15 protein-coding genes are annotated in these 17,922 nt (G+C 68.1%); 10 read left to right on the forward strand and 5 right to left on the reverse strand.

What is annotated here, in order from left to right; all coding sequences use genetic code 11:
• Positions 1–28: 28 nt before the first annotated feature.
• Positions 29–1,636, reverse strand: coding sequence for an ATP-binding cassette domain-containing protein (locus tag CKW06_RS02405; protein ID WP_024958651.1), 1,608 nt, complete (start codon positions 1,634–1,636; stop codon positions 29–31).
• Positions 1,637–1,861: 225 nt separating this feature from the next.
• Positions 1,862–2,761 carry a LysR family transcriptional regulator gene (locus CKW06_RS02410; RefSeq protein WP_005407877.1) on the reverse strand — a complete coding sequence of 300 codons (900 nt, stop codon included), beginning with the start codon at positions 2,759–2,761 and terminating at the stop codon, positions 1,862–1,864.
• Positions 2,762–2,989: 228 nt separating this feature from the next.
• Between CKW06_RS02410 and CKW06_RS02415 the strand changes: the two genes are divergently transcribed.
• Complete coding sequence (locus tag CKW06_RS02415; RefSeq protein ID WP_005407878.1) at positions 2,990–4,168, forward strand: serine hydrolase domain-containing protein; 1,179 nt, start codon at positions 2,990–2,992, stop codon at positions 4,166–4,168.
• Positions 4,165–5,349 carry an MFS transporter gene (locus CKW06_RS02420; RefSeq protein WP_005407879.1) on the forward strand — a complete coding sequence of 395 codons (1,185 nt, stop codon included), beginning with the start codon at positions 4,165–4,167 and terminating at the stop codon, positions 5,347–5,349. The genes CKW06_RS02415 and CKW06_RS02420 overlap by 4 nt, the downstream gene beginning before the upstream one ends.
• Before the next feature lie 320 nt (positions 5,350–5,669).
• On the opposite strand, the gene CKW06_RS02425 is transcribed toward CKW06_RS02420, so the two are convergent.
• Positions 5,670–7,286: an EAL domain-containing protein gene (locus CKW06_RS02425; RefSeq protein ID WP_005412097.1), complete on the reverse strand. Its 1,617-nt coding sequence runs from the start codon at positions 7,284–7,286 to the stop codon at positions 5,670–5,672.
• A 230-nt stretch (positions 7,287–7,516) separates the two neighbouring features.
• Between CKW06_RS02425 and cycA the strand changes: the two genes are divergently transcribed.
• The gene (gene cycA, locus CKW06_RS02430) at positions 7,517–8,890 is read left to right on the forward strand and encodes a D-serine/D-alanine/glycine transporter (protein ID WP_005412098.1); all 1,374 of its coding nucleotides are present in this window, start codon (positions 7,517–7,519) and stop codon (positions 8,888–8,890) included.
• A 220-nt stretch (positions 8,891–9,110) separates the two neighbouring features.
• Positions 9,111–9,887: a lytic transglycosylase domain-containing protein gene (locus tag CKW06_RS02435; RefSeq protein WP_024958637.1), complete on the forward strand. Its 777-nt coding sequence runs from the start codon at positions 9,111–9,113 to the stop codon at positions 9,885–9,887.
• A 48-nt stretch (positions 9,888–9,935) separates the two neighbouring features.
• Here the strand turns inward: CKW06_RS02435 and CKW06_RS02440 are convergent, their stop codons facing one another.
• Positions 9,936–11,456, reverse strand: a complete 1,521-nt coding sequence (locus CKW06_RS02440; RefSeq protein WP_024958636.1) for a tetratricopeptide repeat protein — start codon at positions 11,454–11,456, stop codon at positions 9,936–9,938.
• 165 nt (positions 11,457–11,621) lie between these two features.
• Between CKW06_RS02440 and CKW06_RS02445 the strand changes: the two genes are divergently transcribed.
• Entirely contained in the window at positions 11,622–13,703 is a 2,082-nt protein-coding gene (locus CKW06_RS02445) for an NHL repeat-containing protein (RefSeq protein WP_024958635.1), read from the forward strand.
• Here the strand turns inward: CKW06_RS02445 and CKW06_RS02450 are convergent.
• Complete coding sequence (locus CKW06_RS02450) at positions 13,681–14,088, reverse strand: YciI family protein (RefSeq protein ID WP_004153945.1); 408 nt, start codon at positions 14,086–14,088, stop codon at positions 13,681–13,683. The two genes, CKW06_RS02445 and CKW06_RS02450, sit on opposite strands and share 23 nt — an antisense overlap.
• Positions 14,089–14,800: 712 nt before the next feature.
• Here CKW06_RS02450 and CKW06_RS02455 point away from each other — a divergent pair.
• The 5 genes from CKW06_RS02455 (at position 14,801) to CKW06_RS02475 (ending at position 17,840) form a co-directional block, all read left to right on the forward strand.
• Positions 14,801–15,214, forward strand: coding sequence for a YciI family protein (locus tag CKW06_RS02455; RefSeq protein WP_024958759.1), 414 nt, complete (start codon positions 14,801–14,803; stop codon positions 15,212–15,214).
• Positions 15,215–15,281: 67 nt separating this feature from the next.
• Positions 15,282–15,704 (forward strand): VOC family protein, encoded by a 423-nt coding sequence (locus tag CKW06_RS02460; protein ID WP_005407887.1) that lies wholly within the window; start codon positions 15,282–15,284, stop codon positions 15,702–15,704.
• Positions 15,705–15,740: 36 nt separating this feature from the next.
• Complete coding sequence (locus tag CKW06_RS02465; protein WP_024958760.1) at positions 15,741–16,151, forward strand: VOC family protein; 411 nt, start codon at positions 15,741–15,743, stop codon at positions 16,149–16,151.
• A 24-nt stretch (positions 16,152–16,175) separates the two neighbouring features.
• Positions 16,176–16,532 carry a DUF1428 domain-containing protein gene (locus tag CKW06_RS02470; RefSeq protein ID WP_005407889.1) on the forward strand — a complete coding sequence of 119 codons (357 nt, stop codon included), beginning with the start codon at positions 16,176–16,178 and terminating at the stop codon, positions 16,530–16,532.
• Positions 16,533–16,577: 45 nt separating this feature from the next.
• Positions 16,578–17,840 (forward strand): RNA polymerase sigma factor, encoded by a 1,263-nt coding sequence (locus tag CKW06_RS02475; RefSeq protein WP_024958761.1) that lies wholly within the window; start codon positions 16,578–16,580, stop codon positions 17,838–17,840.
• Positions 17,841–17,922: the final 82 nt, after the last annotated feature.

The following is a 17,922-nucleotide window of genomic DNA, read 5'->3' on the forward strand; positions in this document are numbered from 1 at the left end:
GCATGGCGGAGTCGAGCATGGCTTGACTCTACAGACTGTCGCGCCATTGCCAGTGGTTGGCGGTGACCTGCAACACCTGCGTCGGTCGCAATGCCTGCAGCAGGTGCCGGTCGTGGCTCACCATCAGCAGCGCGCCCGGCCACGCCGCAAGCAGTTCCTCCAACGCCTGCAATGCGCTCAGATCTAGCGCATTGCCGGGTTCGTCCAACAGCAACAGCTGGGGCGCGGGATCGGCGTACAGCACGCTGGCCAGCGCACCTTTCACGCGTTCGCCATCGCTGAGGCTGTGGGCTGCCCGCTGGATGCGCTGTGCATCCAGCCCGAGCAGGGCCAGCCGCGTGCGCAGCTCGCCTGGGTCCGCGCCCGGGTTGGCGGCCTGCACGGTGTCGAGGATGCTGCGCTCGCCGGACAGCCCCAGCAGCTGCTGGTCGAGCAGGGCCAGTGGCGCATGCCGTTGCACGGCGCCACTGCGTGCAGGCAGCTGGCCGGCCAGCACACGCAGCAGGGTCGATTTGCCGCTGCCGTTGTCACCGACCACGGCGATGCGCTGGCCGCGGCGGATCTCCAGCTGCAACGGTGCACTGCAGCCATGTGGCGGCACCAGCGCCTCGGCCTGTAGCAGGCGCATGCTGCCACGGTCACCCGCACCGGCGAACAGTGCCAGTTCCGGCGCCGCGTGCACCGCCGATGCCGCTGCGCGCAGATGCTCTGCGCTGGCCTGCAGGCGTTCGGCCTGCACCTGTTGTGCGCGGCCGTGGCTGGCCTCGGCGCGCTGCTTCTGCCGGCCGAGCAGGATCGGGGCCTGGTTGGCCTGCTTCGCATCGCGGTTGCCACGCGCCTGGCGTTGTTGTTGCCGTTCGTGCTGTTCGCGCGCGCTGCGTTGCTGCTGGCGGTGCTGGGCGCGCGCATGATCGAGCTGGGCGGCGGCAGCTTCGCGCTCGGCGGCGCGCGCATCGGCATAGTGCTGCCACGGTCCGCCGTAACGATGCAGCCCGCGCCCATCGAGTTCGACGATCTGCTGCATGTGCGCCAGCAGCTCGCGATCATGACTGATCACCAGCAGGCCACCGCGCCACTGCTGCAACTGCTCGTACAGCTGTTGGCGATGGCGTGCATCGAGGTGGTTGCTGGGTTCGTCCAGGATCAGCCAATCGGCACCGCTGGCCCAGGCACCGGACAGCGCGACCTGCATGGCCTGGCCACCACTGAGGCGCGCGGCCGGCTGGGCGGGATCGAGATCGTCGGGCAGCCGAAGCGCCTGCCATTGCTGCTGCAGGCGTTCGCGCAGGTCCCAGCGGTCGCCGACGCAGGCGAAGTCGGCCTCGTCCACGCTGCCGGCTTCGATGCGTTGCAGTGCGGCCAGTTCCGCGCCGACGCCGGCCAGTTCACCGACCGTGCCGGCGGGTGGATAGCCGGGCGTCGGCAACAGGAACACGCGGCCACTGCCGCGCACCTGGCCAGTGTCGGGCAGCAACCGTCCGGCCAGCAGGCGTGCGAGCACGCTCTTGCCGGCGCCATTGGCACCGACCAGGCCGGTGGCGACCGGTTCGAAGGAAAACGTCAGATCGGAAAACAGCGGGCGGCCGTCGGCCAATCGATACGACACGCGATCGAGCGTGAGGGAATGCGGAGTCATGCGACCTCCATGGATGCCGGGTTCTCCCCTGCGCGCAGGGGCGGGAAGAGTCAGGCCGTCTGGTGGGAAGACGGCGGCATCAATGGCGCATTGGTCGCGAGCCTCTGGGAGGAATGAGCGGCCAGTATAGCGGGGCTGGCTGAATGGTTTGATGGCGCGACTCTACAAAGGCATCCACGCATGGCGTGGATCTACTGTGGGCCGGGCATGGGGTGGATCGATCGCCTAGGGCACGGTTTCCAGGCGTGCGCTGACGAAGTCGATGAACACGCGCAGTTTCGGTAGCACGTGGCGGCCGGAGGGCCACAGCAGGTGGAAGATGCCGCAGGAATGCACATGCTCGTCCAGCACGGTGACCAGGCGGCCATCGGCCAACGCATCGCGCACCGAGTGCACTGGCACGAAGGCCAGGCCGATGTCACGCAGGGCCAATGCCACGCGCGCTTCGATGGTGTTGGCCACCATGTGCACTGGCAGTTCCTGCGGTGTTTCATGGTCGGGCCAGTGGATCGGCCACAGTTCCAGTTTGCCGGTACTGGGGAAGCGATAGTGCAGCAGCGTGTGCTGCATCAGATCGGCCGGTGTGCGCGGCGTGCCGCGCCGCTGCAGGTAGGCGGGTGAGGCGACGATGCGGCGTGGAAACACACCCAGGCGTCGTGCGTTCATGCGTGAGTCGCTGGGCTCGCCGACGCGCAGTACGGCATCGAAACCTTCCTCGATGACGTCGACCAGCCGATCGCTGAAATCGAGGTCGAGGCGGATATCGGGATAGGCCGCCATGAACTCGGCCATCAGCGGCAGGGTCAGGTCGCCCACCAGTGGCAGGCCGATGCGCAGCGTGCCGCGAGGCGTGGCGTGCGGTTGTGCCAGCTCGGTGCGTGCGGCATCGCGCTCGTCGAGGATGCGCCGGCAACGCGCCAGGAACAGCTGGCCTTCGGCGGTGAGGGTGATGCTGCGCGTGCTGCGGTGGAACAGGCGCACGCCCAGCGCATGCTCCAGGCGGGCAACGCATTTGCCGGCGGCCGAGGCCGAGATGCCCTGCAGGCGCCCGGTCTCGACGAAGCTGCGGGTATCGGCCGCGTGCACGAAGGTCTGCAGATTGGCGAGGTTGTCCAGGACTGACATGGGCGTGCGGGCAGTGAAAGCGGCAGGGTAGGTTGGTGCGACCGTAGCGGCTGGCTCCGCCATCGCAACACTGTGGTGCGGGGTGGCGTGGGGCCGTTACGGCCTAGCAGTTCCGGCCATCATGCCGATTGCGGACTGCACGGTCCATGATGCCCGGAGCGGCAACCGGCTTTTTGCGCTGCGCCGTGCTGCCTAACGTGGCGGGCCTCTCCCCCACGGATTCCCGCGATGAATGCCGCTCCTTCCCTTGAACCCACGCCGACACTGCCATCGGTGCAGCGGCTGCTGCAGCAGGTGCACCCGCAGCGCCTGGTCGGTGCGGTGGTGCTGGTGCGCGAGCACGGTGTGCTGCGCCACGCCAGCGCGACCGGGCTGGCCGATCGCGAGACGGCCACGCCGATGCAGCGCGACCAGTTGTTCCGGCTGGCATCGGTCAGCAAGCCGCTGCTGACCACGGTGATCCTGCGCCTGGTAGCAGAGGGCGTGCTCGACCTCGATATGCCGGTGCAGCGCTGGCTGCCGGACTTCCGCCCGGCACTGGCCGACGGCAGCACGCCGCCGATCAGCCTGCGCCAACTGCTCAGCCACAGTAGCGGGTTGGGCTATCGCTTCCTCGAAGCCGATGCCGACGGCCCGTATGCGCGCGCTGGGGTCAGCGATGGCCTGGACGCGAACCCGCTCTCCCTGGCCGACAACGTGCGCCGCATCGCGCAGGCGCCACTGCTGTTCGCGCCGGGCAGCCAATGGCTCTACTCGCTGGGCGTGGACGTTGCCGGTGCCGTTGCCGAAGCAGCGACGGGTGAAACGCTGCAGGCACTGTACGAGCGCTTGCTGGCCGCACCGCTGGGCCTGCGCGACACCGCCTTTGCTGCGCGCAACGCGGCACGCTTGGCCACCCCCTATGTAAGCGACGCGCCGCAGCCGCATCGCCTGCAGGAAGGCGAGGTGGTCGCTCCGTTCGAGGGTACGGTCGGCATCGAATACAGCCTCGCGCGCGCCACCGATGCCAGCCGTTTCCCCTCGGCCGGGGCCGGCCTGGTCGGTACCGCCGATGACGTGATGGCGGTGCTGGAAGCCTTGCGTGATGTGCAGCGTTCAGGCCTCCTGCCGTCCGCACTGGCAGCGGAGATGGCCAGCCCGCAGGTCGGCGAGCAGGGACCGCCGGAACCGGCCGGCTGGGGCTTCGGCCTGGGCTTTGCGGTGCTGCGCGATGCGGCCGCAAGCGGTACGCCGCAGAACGCAGGTACATGGCGCTGGGGCGGTGCCTACGGGCACAGCTGGTTTGTCGATCCTGTGCGCGGGCTGAGCGTGGTGGCGCTGACCAACACCCTTTACGAAGGCATGGACGGTGCCTTCGTCGATCAACTGCGCGATGCGGTGTATGCCGATATGGGGACCGTGCGATGAGCGGCCATGCCATCGATGCAGCCAGCCCCGCCGGTGAAGCCACGCGCCTGCCATGGGCCGGCCTGCTGGCGTTGGCCGGTGGCGGCTTCATCACGCTGCTGACCGAGACCCTGCCGGCCGGTGTACTGCGGCCGATGGGCGACAGCCTCGGCGTGAGTGATGCGGCGGTCGGCCAGCTGGTCAGCGTGTACGCACTGGGCTCGGTGATGGCCGCCTTGCCGATGACCGCACTGACCCAGCGCCTGCCACGACGCCCCTTGCTGCTCGCCGCGATTGCCGGCTTCGTGCTGGTCAACACGCTGACCGCACTGAGCAGCAGCTATCCGCTGATCCTGGCCGCGCGTTTCCTGGCCGGCGTGAGTGGTGGCCTGCTGTGGTCGCTGGTGGCCGGTTACGCCGCGCGCATGGTGGTGCCGTCGCTGCAGGGCAGGGCAATCGCGGTGGCGATGGTCGGATCGCCGTTGGCGCTGTCACTGGGCGTACCGGCGGGCACCTTGCTGGGCCAGCAGATCGGCTGGCGTTGGGCGTTCGCGCTGATGAGCGTGCTGGGCGTGGGGCTGCTGGCGTATGCGCGTTGGGCACTGCCGGCCTTGCCCGCCGCCGGTGCTGGCCGGCGCATACCGCTGGGCACGGTGTGGCGCATGCCGGGCGTGCGCAGTGCACTGCTGGTGATGGTGCTGTACGTGCTGGCGCACAACGTGCTCTACACCTACATCGAACCGCTGGCGGTGGAGGCCGGCGCCGGCCCGTGGCTGGACCGCCTGCTGCTGGCCTTTGGCGTGGCCGCCATCGCCGGCATCGGCATTGCCGGCTGGGGCGTGGACCGTCATCTGCGCACGCTGGTGTGGGTGGCGGTGATCGGTTTCATCGTGCCGGTGCTGACCCTGCTGTTGTGGCCGGGCCAAGCGACGCCGCTGCTGCTGGCAACGATCCTGTGGGGCGTGGCCTTCGGCGCGGTGCCCACGTTGTTCCAGACCGCATTGGCACGGCGTGCGGGTGCCGCCGCGGATCTGGCGCAGTCGATGCTGGTGACCGGTTGGAACCTGGCCATCGCCGCCGGTGGCGTTGCAGGGGGTGTGCTGCTGCAGGCGGGCGGCCCGAACCAGTTGGGATGGCTGCCGTTGCTGCTGCTGGCGGTGAGCGTGGCGTGGCTGCTGGCACGGCCGAAGGCCTGGGCGTAGGCGGCGATCAGTGATGGCGCGGTGCCGGCCAGCGGCCGGCACTACCGTGGTCCACGCCATCCACGCATGGCGTGGATCTACCGAGCGCAGCGACCCGCGTTTGCCTTTGCCTTTGCCTTCTTCTGTTGATTCCGTGGCGGGACGCCGCCGGAACCTGTCAGAGGCCGGGACGGTTGGGTTCGCGGGGGTGTCCGCGGCATGGATGCCGCGGCCAAGCCCCCACGGACGGGTTTACGGCGCCCCCCGCGAACCCGACCGTCCCGGCCAACCCTGGGATAGCAATACGCGACCCGCCACGAGGGGCTCCGCCGTTCGCCGTCCTACTCCACTCCCTCACGCTCGATCGGCACGCTGCGCGGATTCTGCATGTGCTCCCGCGCCGCGCCATAGCGCTGCTGCCGCTTGTGGTGGAACGCCACGAACTCATCCCGTGGCAGCGGCCGCGAGAACAGCCAGCCCTGCGCGAACTCGACCTTCCGGGTATGCAGGTACGCCAGCTGTGCCTCGGTTTCCACGCCCTCGGCCACCACCCACAGGCCCAGCTCCTTGGCCATGTCGATGATGTGCGGCGTCACCGGGCTGGTCGCGCTCTCGGTGCCGATCGCATCGATGAACGACTTGTCGATCTTCAGCGCGTCAAGTGGCAGCTGCTCCAGGTACTGCAGGCTGGAGAAGCCGACGCCGAAATCATCAATGGCCACGCTGTGCCCGGCCCGACGTGCCTGTGCCAGCATCGTGCGGGCGCGGTCCAGATCGAGGAAGCCGCGCTCGGTGGCTTCCATCCAGATCTGTTGCGGCAGGATGCCGCTGCCGGCCATGTGCTTGGAGATCATCTTCAGCGCACGGCCGCTGCTGATGTCTTCGGCGGCCAGGTTGATCGCAATGTGCGCGCTGCGGTCGGCCACCAGCAGTTCGCGCATGTCGCGCACCACGTTCTCGATCACCAGATCGGTGACTGCGGCGATCATGCCGGCCTCTTCGGCCAGCGGAATGAACAGGTCCGGCCGCACCTGGGTGCCATCCGGGCGCTGCCAGCGTACCAGCGCCTCGGCGCCGACGCAGATGCCGGTATCCAGTTCGATGATGGGTTGATAGTGCAGGTACAGCTCGCGGCGGCGGATCGCCGTGGCCAACTCGCCGCGCAGGGACAGGCGGCGACGCGACAGCCAGATCACCAGGCCGGCACCGATGGCGGCCAGCAGAACGCCGATCGGCACGAACAGCCAGGCCTGCTGGCGGAAGGTCGCGGCAAGCGCGGTACGCGGCGTGGTTGCGATCGCCAGCCACTCTTCGTTGCGCGCGGTGGCGTACAGGGTGTTGTGGTCCAGGCCCTCACCGGGCGCGCGCAGCAGGGTTTCCAGCAATGCCGGATCCATGCCGTCCTGCCTGGCCAGGAGGCGGCCGTCCGGGCTGGCCAGGGCAAGGCGCACGTTCGGGTCGGCGATGACATCGACGAAGCGGCGCGGATCGACCAGCACGTCGTAGTTGCCATACAGGATCGACAGGACCTGGCGCCGTCCGCTGGCCTCGGGGCGCACATCCACGGCGATGCCGGCGCCATCACTGGTGACGTGGTCGGACCTGGGCTGGTTGACGTCGGACAGGAACGGGCCCCACGACGTGCAGCGCAGCTTGCCACCCTCGAAGTAGCCCATCTGGTCGACCGACGGCGAGGTCATCACCAGCGTCTGCATGCGCCGGATGTGGTCCGGCCCGCACGGATCGTAGGCGCCGGCCTCGGCGGACTTCAACGCGGCCAACGCTTCCAGGTAAGACTGGTCGGCGCGGCGCAGGGTGCGGCCGGCGATGTCGCGCAGGCGCTGCTGCTCGACACTGACCGCACGGTCCCAGGTGGCATAGGCCATCACCGCGATCGGCACGGCTGCGGCCAGCAGCGCCAGTGCGGTGCCGCCGATGATCACGCGCAGCCGGCTCATGGCCGGGGCTCCAGCGGGGCGGGCGGGGCAGGGCGCATGGTCGGGCCGATCCTTGGGCAGGTGCGGCTATCTGAGCATGGCGCCGGGCCGGGCGGAATGGGATGAATCCGGTATTCGGTCACATTGTGATGAAAGCGGCCAAGTTTGACGGGATTGGCCCATCCGACGCTGGCGCTCCGGCCTGTGGAGGACTACCGTCGAACGCTTCGCCCGCCCTTTTGCCCGCGCCCATGACCGAGCCCGCAACGCCCCCCGAGCACCTGCGCCGCAGCCTGTCCAACCGCCACCTGCAACTGATCGCCATCGGTGGTGCCATCGGCACCGGCCTGTTCATGGGCTCAGGCAAGACCATCAGCCTGGCCGGCCCGTCCATCGTCTTCGTTTACCTGATCATCGGCGCGATGCTGTTCTTCGTGATGCGCGCGATGGGCGAGCTGCTGCTGTCCAACCTGCAGTACAAATCCTTCATCGATTTCTCCACCGATCTGCTCGGCCCCTGGGCCGGCTTCTTCTGTGGATGGACGTACTGGTTCTGCTGGATCGTCACCGCCATCGCCGATGTGATCGCCATTGCCGCCTACGCGCAGTTCTGGTTCCCCGGGCTTGACGCCTGGAAGCCGGCGCTGGCGTGCGTGATGCTGCTGCTGTCGCTGAACCTGGTGACGGTGAAGCTGTTCGGCGAAATGGAATTCTGGTTCGCGCTGATCAAGATCGTGGCGATCTGCGCGCTGATCATCACCGGCGCCGGCCTGGTGGCGTGGGGCTTCACCTCGCCCAGCGGCCACACGGCGTCGCTGTCGAACCTGTGGAACGACGGCGGCATGTTCCCGATGGGCCTGGTCGGTTTCTTCGCCGGCTTCCAGATTGCGGTGTTCGCCTTTGTCGGCATCGAGCTGGTCGGCACCACCGCCGCCGAAACCGCCGACCCCGAGCGCAACCTGCCCAAGGCGATCAACTCGATCCCGGTGCGCATCATCATCTTCTACGTGCTGGCGCTGATCGCGATCATGGCCGTCACCCCGTGGCGCCAGGTGGTGCCGGACAAGAGCCCGTTCGTGCAGCTGTTCGTGCTCGCCGGCATCCCTGCCGCCGCCAGCCTGATCAATTTCGTGGTGCTGACCTCGGCCACGTCCTCGGCCAACAGCGGCATCTTCTCCACCAGCCGCATGCTGTACGGCCTGGCCGAAGAGGGCCACGCCCCGCGCGGGTTGTCGAAGTTGTCACGCGCCGCCGTGCCCGCCCGCGGCCTGCTGTTCTCGTGCCTGTGCCTGCTCGGTGGCACGCTGCTGATCTACCTGATCCCGAACCTGGTGACCGCCTTCACCCTGGTGACGACGCTGGCGACGGTGCTGTTCATCTTCGTCTGGTCGCTGATCCTGGTGGCCTACATGGCCTATCGCCGCCGCTATCCGGAGCGCCATGCCGCATCGATCTTCAAGATGCCCGGCGGTGTTGCCATGTGCTGGGCCTGCCTGGTGTTCTTCGCCGCCGTGCTGGTGCTGCTGAGCCTGCAGGCCGACACCCGCCAGGCGTTGATCGCCAGCCCGGTGTGGTTCGTGCTGCTGGGCGTGGGGTATTGGGTGCGTCGGAGGACCGCGAAATGACCGGGGATGCGGGGGGCGGCAAGGCCGAAATCGGGAACGTCGGTAGAGTCGACTGTTAGTCGACTGCTCTCCCGTGAGTCACCGGAAAACCCCGCGCTGCGCGCGATAGTCGACTGACAGTCGACTCTACCGCCGCGGGCGCCGGCGCGGGTGCAGGGCGCAGCCCTGCCGGCCCCCATTCACCCAACATTAGCGGGCGCGGCCGGATGATCCGGCCGCCATGTCCCGTCACCCTCTCCTGCTTGCGCTGTTGCTGCTGCCCAGCCTGTGGCCCGGGCTGGCCGCCGCGCGCACCGTCTACCGCTGCGTGCAGGGCAACACCGTCAGCCTGGCCACCGCGCCGGAACCCGGTTCACGCTGCACCGCGAAGGAAATCGACGACAACGCCATCCAGACCCCGAACCTGTGGGGCAACATGGGCGTGTTCAGCGGCGTGCTGTACGAGCGCGAGCAGGATGGCGCGCTGGTCTACTCCACCCGCAACCTGCCCGGCTCGCGGGTGTTCCTGAAGTTCACAGTGGCCACGCCGCCGGGCGAACCTGCCCACGAAGGCCTGGGCAAGGTCGGCAAGCCGCAGTTGGCGCAGCACTCCAAGCAGTTCAAGGCCGCGGCCAAGGCCACGGGTGTCGATGACGCATGGCTGCGCGCGATTGCCCATGCCGAAAGCAACTTCGATGCGCTGGCGGTCTCGACCAAGGGCGCACAGGGCGTGATGCAGTTGATGCCGGAGACCGCACAGGAATATGGCGTGCGCGATCCGTTTTCGCCGCAGCAGTCGATCGAGGGCGGCGCGCGCTACATGCGCGCGCTGCTGCGCCGCTACAACGGCGATCGCCCGTTGGCGGCGGCCGCCTACAACGCGGGCATCGGTGCAGTCACCCGCTACAAGGGCGTGCCGCCCTACGCCGAAACCCTGGCCTATGTGGACAAGGTGATGGCCCTGTATGCACGCTACCGCGAAGCGATGGGCATCCGTACCGAGGTGCCAGCCCGCTAGGCGGAAGGTGTAGTGCCGAGCCCACGCTCGGCGCCACAGAAAATCGGCTCAGCGCGAAGTGGAAGCGCTGACCAGGTCGTAGCGCTCAATGCGGCCGACGCGTGCCACCTCGGCCTGCACGTCGGCGCGCTGCTTCAGCGCACGCCAGGCCGCATCGATCTTCACGTCACCGGGCAGCGAGGGGTAGGTGCGCATGTCCTGCAGGGAGGCCAGCGTCTCGCCACGGTCGGTGGGGGAGCGCAGCTGTTCGATCAGCACTGCGGCTGCGCCGTCCAGGTTGCCTTCGTCCAGCAGCATCTCGCGATGGAACAGGCGTGCGTCGTCGCGCTGGGCAAGGATCACCGAGCGGGCGGCTTCCACTGCCTGGGCATCGCCGCGTTCGCGGGCGGCAGCGAACTGCAGCAGTGCCTGGGCCGCCTTGCCGTAACCGGCCAGGCCTGGCATGTCATTCACTGCGGCAGCAGCGTCCTGCATGCGGCCCAGCGAACTGAGCACGAAGCCGACGTTGAACTGGTGCTCGGCACCATCCGGGCCCAGCGCACCGATGCGTGCGGCCAGCCTGGCTGTGGCCAGCGCATCGTCGGTACGGCCCAACCGGCGCAGCGCCGTAAGCCGGCTGTTGAGCAGCCATGCCACCCATTCGGCTTCCGCCGCCGAGGGCGACTCACCTTCGGCCGCCGCACCGGCCATGCCATCGGTCAGTGCCAGCACTTCCTCGTTGCGGTCCAGCATCAGCAGCGTACTGCTGAACTCGGCCATGCGTGCGTCCAGCGCCCGGTCGAGCAGGCCGGAGACCCGCAGTTCGTCGAGGTGTTTCTGTGCAGCCTGCACCGGATCGAAGCGGGCATCGGCGCGGTCGACATAGCGATCAAACCGCTTGTCACTGCGCAGGCGGATGATCTCGGCGGGGCCGGTGATGCGCGCCAGCGTGGCGGGAATCCTGTCGCCACGGCCGTTGTCGGCCTGCAGCGTGGCCAGCGCCAGCCACAGCCCGGTGGGTTCCAGGCCGCCGCTCTTCCAGCCGTTGTCGAACAGCGCCTGCAGCAGTTCCATGCGCTGCTGGGGCTGGTCCCGCAGGCGGAACTGCAGGTAGTTGATCGCGTGGTGGTCCACCGGCAACGGCGCGTCGGCATGCTTCAGCGCCTGCACCAGGTGCTTCGTGGCAGGTGCCGGTTGGTTCTCGGACAGTTCCACCGAGACCAGGGTCAGCAGGATCTGCGCGTCGTCCGGCAATGCTTCCTGTGCGCGCTGCAGGTAGCGGCGGGCCTGGTCCGGCTTCTTCTGCACCATTGCGGTCCAGCCGGCTACCTGCGCGGCGCGGCCGCGGTGTTCGGCATCGAAGTCATCCAGCATCGGATCTTCCATCAACCGTTCCATCGCGATCAGCGCGCCCAGCGTGTTGCCACTGCGCGACTGCTGGATGGCTTCATCCCATCGCGTAGCATAGGCCTGGTGCATCGCATCGGCGGTGACGGACGGCTTCTGCGGTACCACCGTGATCGAAGCAGTGGCGGATGTGCTGGCCAATGCGGCAATCAGCAGGGCGGCGACGGGGAGGATGCGGGGCATGGAGGATTTCCATCCGTGGGAACCGCATTGAACCCGCTGCAGCCAGCGAGAACAAGCGCGATGGATGGAACTCTGGCGTTTGACCGCACGATTGGCCATGGCGGATCGTGCGTTCAGCGACTATTGTCGGTGCCTCTTCAGACAGCAGGCAGGCAGCGCAGCACGATGGCACGGTGGCAATGGATGGCGGCAGGCGTAGCATTGGCGACGGTAGTGGCGTTGGCCGCAACCTGGTGGGAGACACCGCTGCATACGCTGGCTGAACCGGCGGGTCCGGTTCCAACGCCGCTGGCGTGGACCGCGCAGATCGAACCGCTGGCCGGCGATGGCCACCCGGGTGACCGCGATGGCGCGTCCGCGCAGGCACGTTTCGCCGATCCGTACGCGTTGCTGCGCAGTGCCGATGGCAGCGTCTATTTCACCGATGCCGGTGACAACAACCGGATCCGTCGCCGCCTTCCCGATGGTCGCGTTGAAACGGTGGCCGGGCAGGGCGAGGGGCGCGTTGATGGCCCGGCACTGCAGGCCAGTTTCAATACGCCTTCGGGCATTGCCGCCGACGCGCAGGGCAACCTGTATGTGGCCGACACCGGCAACCATGCCATCCGCCGTATCGGCATCGATGGCCAGGTGACCACGCTGGCCGGTGGCGAACAGGGCCACGCCGATGGCCCTGCCATGCAGGCACGCTTTGATGCGCCGATGGGCATCGCAGTGGATGCGCAGGGCCAGGTCTACGTGGCCGATACCTTCAATGACCGCATCCGGGTGATCGGTACCGATGGCAACGTGCGCACCCTGGCCGGCGGCGATCGGCCGGGCCTGGCCGATGGCACCGGTGCCGCTGCGCGCTTCGATACGCCGGTGGCGCTGGCCTTCGACGCGCAGGGCGCGCTGCTGGTGGCCGACCTGTTCAACAACGCGGTGCGCCGCGTAGGCGCCGACGGCACGGTGAGCACCGTGGTCGCCGCCGGTGGCGTGATCAATGGGCCGCTGTCGCTGGCCACCACCCACGACGGTGTGCTGTACGTGGGCGATCTTGATGGCCGCATCGTGCAGGTGACGCCGCAGGGCCACCAGATCGCGCTGGTTGGCAATGGTCGCCTGCCGCGCCTGGCCCGCCCGAGCGGGCTGGCGATGGATGCCGATGGCAGCGTGCTGGTGGCCGACGCCGCCAGCTACCGTCTGCATCGCCTGCGCCCGCTGCCGGTGGGCGAACTACCGGCACCGGCACTGGTCGGCCCGGCTGCCGATGCGGCGTTGCCTGAGACGGGCGGTCGCTGGCCGCTGGCACCGCAGGGCGGTTGGCATGAAGTGGTCGGTACGTTGGGTGAGGTACGCGGCAACTTCACCGGCGAGAGCCGCCACCACCTGCATGGCGGTTTCGACGTGCGCGGTGATGTGGGCCAGACCGTGCTGGCGATTGCCGAGGGCAAGATCAGCAGCCCGGTGGCCGCCTGGAACCTGGGTGAGCAGGCCGAGGGCCTGGCGGTGGACCGCCTCAAGTACATCCACATGCGGGTCGGCCGCACCCCGCGCGATGAGCCCTACGATGCGCGCTGGCAGGCGTTGTATGACGAGCAGGGCAAGCTGGAGCGGATGCGCGTGCGCCGCGGCATGCGCATCCACGTCGGCGACCGCCTGGGCAGCATCAACAACCAGGCGCACGTGCACCTGGCCGTGGGTACCGGTGGTTTCGAGACCAATGCCGTGGCGCTGGGCTTCCACAACTACGCCGACCACTTCGCACCGCGCATCACCGATGTGGCGCTGCTGGACGACAACGACCAGCCGATGGCCGCCGGCAGTGATGGCGTGGTGATGGTGGCGCGCCAGGGCCGCGGCGTGCAGATCGTGATCGAGGCCTGGGACCAGGTCGACAACAACCTGCCGCGTCGTCGCCTGGGCATGTACCAGGTGGGCTACCAGATCCTCGATGCCGGCGGACAGCCCCTGCAGGGTTACGAGCAGCCGCGCTGGAACATCGTGTTCAACCGCATGCCGCCGCAGAAGGAAGCGGTGCGCGTGGCCTACGCACCGGACAGCGGTATCACCGTGCATGGCAGTGCGGTGACCCGGTTCCGTTACCTGGCCACCAACACCGTGCGTGATGGCCTGATGGAAACCGGGCGCTGGCAGCCGGCGGCGCTGCCACCGGGCGAGTACATCGTGCGCTCCAGCGTGCGCGACTACAGCGGCAACGAAGGCGTGGGCCCGCGCGAGATCAGGGTACGGCTGCTGCCATAGCCGCAGCCGGGGCGCCGCAGCGCTCGCGCTCGGCGTCCATGTCTTCCAGCGGCCGCACCTCGATGCTGCCGAAGCGCGCCCATGGGAAGTCGCGGGCGATGCGCATGGCTTCGTCGCGGTCGCGGGCGACGATCAGGTTGAAGCCGGCCAGCAGTTCGCGGGTTTCGGCGAACGGGCCATCCAGTACACGGCTGTGGCCATCGCGCACGCGCAGGGTCTGCGCGGTGTCGACCGGTTGCAGCTTCTGCGCGGCCAGCAGCGTGCCCTCGGCCTGCAGCTTGTCGGCGTGGGCCAGGCAGTCGCGCATCAGCGCGTTGAATTCTTCGGTGGGCAGGGCCTGCAGCAGGGCAGGCTCGATGTAGATCAGAAGCAGGTACTGCTGCATGGCACGGTCCTGGCGGGGGGCGGAGTGTCCATGATCGCGCAGGTTTGCGCGTGAGCATGTTGCAGCGCGGGAGGCGGCGCCTTCGGCGGGGATCGGCGAACGGCGGAGCCCCTCCGTGGTGGCGCTACAGCGTGATTCTTGGGCTTGGCCGGGTGGGTAGGCGGGTCGGGGGACGCCGTAAACCCGTCCATGGGGGCTTGGCCGCGGCATCCATGCCGCGGACACCCCCGCCCCGCCTACCCACCCGGCCTTGGACAGATCTCTGCAGCTGATCCACCACGGAAAATCACAAACAAGAGCAAAAGCGGGTCGCTTCGCTCGCAAAGCCGAGGCCGCCAGCCAATCGCTGTTGCTGGTGCCTTTGCTCTGCCTTTTCTCTTGATTTTCCCGTGGTGGGGCAGCCGCAGAGATATGTCTGGGGCCGGGCGGGTGGGATTGGCAGGGTATCTGCGGCATGGATGCCGCGGCTAAGCCCCCATGGACGGGTTCACGGCGTCCCCGCCAATCCCACCCGCCCGGCCCACCCACAGGAACCCAGCTTTCAGCGACCAACCCAACCCCACCACGGAGGGGCTCCGCCGTTCGCCGACTCCCGCCGAAGGCGCGCTTTCCGCGCAAGAAAAAAATTTCCAACAGACGTGTCGATTCCCAGCCCCCTGGTTCGTTGTACCCAATGAAGGGCACGCACCACGCGTCCCCACGGGAGACCGCAATGAAAGTGATGGTGATCGTGAAGGCCAACGCCGACTCCGAAGCCGGCCGCATGCCCAGCGAACAGGAACTGTCCGAAATGGGCGCCTTCAACGAACAACTGGTGGCCGCCGGCATCATGCTGGCCGGTGAAGGCCTGCACGCCACCCAGCGCGGCCGTCGCATTCATTTCGGCAGCGGCGCACCCAGGGTCGAGGCCGGTCCGTTCGGTCCTGCCAGCGAACAGATCGCCGGCTTCTGGCTGTGGGAGGTGCGGTCGCTGGACGAGGCCGTTGAATGGGCCAGCCGCGCGCCGTTCAACAGTGGCGGCACGCTGGAGCTGCGCCCGCTGATTTCCGCCGAAGACTTCGGTGAAGCCTTCACTCCCGACTTACAGCAGCAGGAACAGCGTCTGCGTGCACAGCTGGAAGATTGACCCGATTCATCTCCCTGCCGGGCACGACCCGGCACTACTGCCCTGAACCGCACAACGGAGTATTGCCATGAAACTGATTCCCTTCCTCGGCTTCAGCGGCCAGGCCCATGAGGCGATGGCGTTCTACGCCAAGGCGCTGGGTGGCCAGGTCACCTCGGAAATGAAGTACCGCGACATGCCGCCCTCCGACGGCTCGCCGGGCTGCAACGAAATGCCGCCGGAAACCCTGGACCACGTCGCGCACAGCCAGCTGGAAATCGGCAGCGCCATCGTGATGGCAGCCGACGGTCCCGGCGGTGGCGAGGGTGGTTCGACCACCATCAATGTCGACGTCGACAGCATCGAGGAAGCCGAGCGCGTGTTCGCGGCGCTGGCCGAAGGTGGCCAGGTGCAGATGCCGATCGCTGAAACGTTCTGGGCGCACCGCTGGGGCATGCTGATCGACCGCTACGGCAAGCCGTGGATGGTCAACTGCATGAAGCAACCCTGATTCCTCTCTTTCTTTCATCCACAAGGAGCTTCACCGATGAGTGCACCGCAACCGCAGATGATCTTCGTCAACCTGCCTGTGCAGGATCTCAACGCATCCAAGGCCTTCTTCGCCGCGCTGGGCTACGGCTTCAACCCGACCTTCACCAACGACGATGCGGCCTGCATGGTCATCAGCGAGAGCATCTTCGTGATGCTGCTGACCCAGCCGTTCTTCAAGCAGTTCACCAACAAGGCGATTGCCGATGCGCACAGCCACACCGAGGTGATCACCTGCCTGTCGGCCGACAGCCGCAAGGCGGTGGACGTGATGGTGGACAAGGCGCTTGCGGCGGGTGCCAGCGAACCGCAGCCGGCGCGCGACTACGGCTTCATGTACCAGCGCGGCTTCCAGGACCTGGATGGCCATCTCTGGGAAATCGCACACATGGACGGCGAGCCGGGCTGACGGCCGCCGCAAGGGAGAACCCTCATGGCTTACGTGGATGCTTACGTGCTGCCGTGCCCACAGGACAAGGTGGCGGCCTACCGCCGCCTCGCCCGCAAGGCCGGTGCGGTGTGGAAGGACCATGGCGCGCTGCAGTACATGGAATGCGTGGCTGACGATGTGGAACCGGGCAAGAGCACCTCGTTCCCGCGTGCGGTCAAGGCAAAGCCCGGCGAAACGGTGATCGTCGCCTTCGTGGTGTTCCGTTCGCGCGCGGCGCGCGACCGCATCAACGCCAGGGTAATGGCCGACCCGCGGCTGGCGTCGCTGGGCCCGAAGGACATGCCGTTCGATACCAGGCGCATGTTCTGGGGCGGCTTCAAGCCGATTGTTGAAGCGTGAGCTGCGGCGCTTGTGCGGGCCGGGCGTGCGTGCTGTGATCGGCGCATGCCCGATCCCGCACTGACGCAGCGTCTGGAAACCCTCTGGCGGATGGAGTCGCCGGTGTTGATCGCGCGCCTGGCGCGGCTGCTCGGGGGCGATGTCGGCCGTGCCGAGGAGCTGGCCCAGGACACCTGGCTGGCCGCGCTGGAGCGCTGGCCGGAACAGGGCATCCCGGACAACCTCGGAGCCTGGCTGATGACCACTGCGCGCAACCGTGCCATCGATGTGCTGCGCCAACACCAGCGGGTGGCGCAGCAGCATGCGCAGTGGGGCGAGGAACTGCACCCAGCGGCGCTGCCGGCACCGGATGACAGCCAGGCGCTGGAGGATGACCTGGGTGACGATCTGCTGCGGTTGATGTTCGTGGCCTGCCATCCGGTGCTGCCGGCCGATGCGCGGGTGGCACTGACCCTGCGCCTGCTCGGTGGCCTGACCACCGTCGAGATCGCACGTGCGTTCCTGCAGCCCGAGCCGACCATCGCCCAGCGCATCGTGCGCGCCAAGCGCACCTTGGCGCAGAAGCAGGTGCCCTATGAGGTGCCGCGCGCGGACGCGATGCCCGAGCGACTGGCTTCGGTGCTGGAGGCGATCTACCTGGTCTTCAATGAAGGTTACGCGGCCAGCGCCGGCGATGACTGGATGCGTCCGGCGCTGTGCGAGGAGGCACTGCGGCTCGCACGCATCCTGGCGCACCGGCTGCCGGTGCCGCCGGTGCTGGGCCTGCTGGCACTGATGGAACTGCAGGCATCGCGTGCTGCGGCACGGACCGACGCGCAGGGCGCGCCGGTGCTGCTGGACCAGCAGAACCGCGCGCGCTGGGACTGGCTGCAGATCGAACGCGGGCAGCAGGTGCTGGCCCGCGCGCTGGCCGCCGGTGGTGCTGATGATCCCTATGTACTGCAGGCGCGCATCGCCGCCTGCCATGCGGCGGCACGTCGGGCTGAAGCCACCGACTGGCCACGTATCGCTTCGCTCTATACCCAGTTGCTGCGGGTGATGCCTTCGCCGGTTGTCGCTTTGAATCGGGTCGTGGCGGTGCTGCGCAGCGAGGGCGCGTTCGCTGCGTGGGCACAACTGCAGCCACTGCTGGTGGATGCACGTCTGCGCGACTATGCCCCGCTGGAGGTCGTCCGCGCGGAGATACTACAGGCGCTGGGGCGCGACCTCGACGCACGTCATGCTTTTGCCGAAGCCGCCAGACTCAGCCAGAACCAGGCGGAGCGGGGCCTGCTGCGCCAACGGGCCGGACTGCCGCCCCAGGAGTGACTGCGACGAACGCAGCACTTGTCGGCAGGCGCCTGAGCGGCTATGTTTCGCGCCCAGCGGACGCATCAGCGTCCGCATTCCG

Origin of the sequence: Stenotrophomonas maltophilia, assembly GCF_900186865.1 — a bacterium.
Classification (GTDB): Bacteria; Pseudomonadota; Gammaproteobacteria; order Xanthomonadales; family Xanthomonadaceae; genus Stenotrophomonas; species Stenotrophomonas maltophilia.